Source organism: Ruegeria sp. Ofav3-42 (assembly GCF_022347725.1).
Lineage (GTDB): Bacteria > Pseudomonadota > Alphaproteobacteria > Rhodobacterales > Rhodobacteraceae > Ruegeria.
Genome location: NZ_JAKRGB010000056.1, coordinates 1 through 1,066, shown reverse-complemented (window position 1 = coordinate 1,066; position 1,066 = coordinate 1). Strand labels below are relative to the sequence as shown.

Here is a 1,066-nt window from a genome sequence, read left to right as displayed (position 1 = left end):
TATTTTGTTCTCTAATCTGTCAATGTTCGTTTTCACTTTTGTGTTTTTCTGACGTCTGAGGTTGCCTTGGTTGTCTTCGAGCTCGCGGGCTCATAATGGGGTTGGCTGGGTGTGGATCGGCAAGGTTGAAACCGCGATCAAATTGATAGTTTGCTCTGTCGCTACAAAATCGGCGCCATGTTCCACGCCCTCCCTCGGGCGTCTTCCCGCATGGGAACTGTGATTTAGGAATCCTCTGTTGTTCAGGGTGTGGTTACGCGGCCTGGAATTCGGTCTCGTCACGCATCATGGCATGCAAGATGATTGCAAGCCGTCTTGCCAGCGCCACCCGCGCTTTTCTCATGGTCGAGCGTTGGCCGATTGCGAGCGCCCACGGCTTTAGTTTCAGCGGTGCCGCATATCGCGTTAACATAACATTTGCAGCTTCTTAAAGCAGCGTTCGGACGCGCGCATCCCCACACTTCGAGACATTCCCGGTGTAATCAACCTCGCCGGACTGGTGGCGTTTGGGAACCAGTCCAAGATAGGGGCCTACATCTCGCGAACGCTTAAAGCGCCTGGGGTCATCAATGGCTGCGGCAAATGCCAAAGCCGTTATCGGACCGACCCCCGGCACTGTCATAAGACGCGAGCAGATCTCTGATTTACGGGTCATGGCCTTGATGTCGTTGTCGATAGCTGAGATCGCCGACAATATCGCTTCGCGCGTCGTTTCGATCGGTTTTGTGCCCCGTCAACAACTTTAAGGCTTGATACGCCTGACGGCTTTCAATGCAAACAACCGGGACACCGAGTTCCGTCAGGCTGTGGTGAAGCATTGGGGCCATGCGCCCGGTTCCAAAAACAACCTTGGCGCATGGCGGTCCGGCAGCGAGAAACGCAGCGATCGCCTTCGGTATCGAAGGCGCTTTTCCCTCCCGAATGAGTGCTCCGTCACGATCAAGAATACAGATGCGCGTCTCTTCCATGGACACATCCAAACCAGCAAAGTAATCCATCGGTCAGTCTCCCTTTCAATGACATGAGCATCAAGAATAACAGGGGCCGCAGAGTGCTAATCCTGATT

At 53.9% G+C, this 1,066-nt stretch carries 1 pseudogene; it reads right to left on the bottom strand.

Features of this window, described 5'->3' with window-relative positions:
• Positions 1 to 253: 253 nt before the first annotated feature.
• Positions 254 to 998: pseudogene (locus MHN28_RS24765) on the bottom strand (IS110 family transposase).
• Positions 999 to 1,066 lie beyond the last annotated feature (68 nt).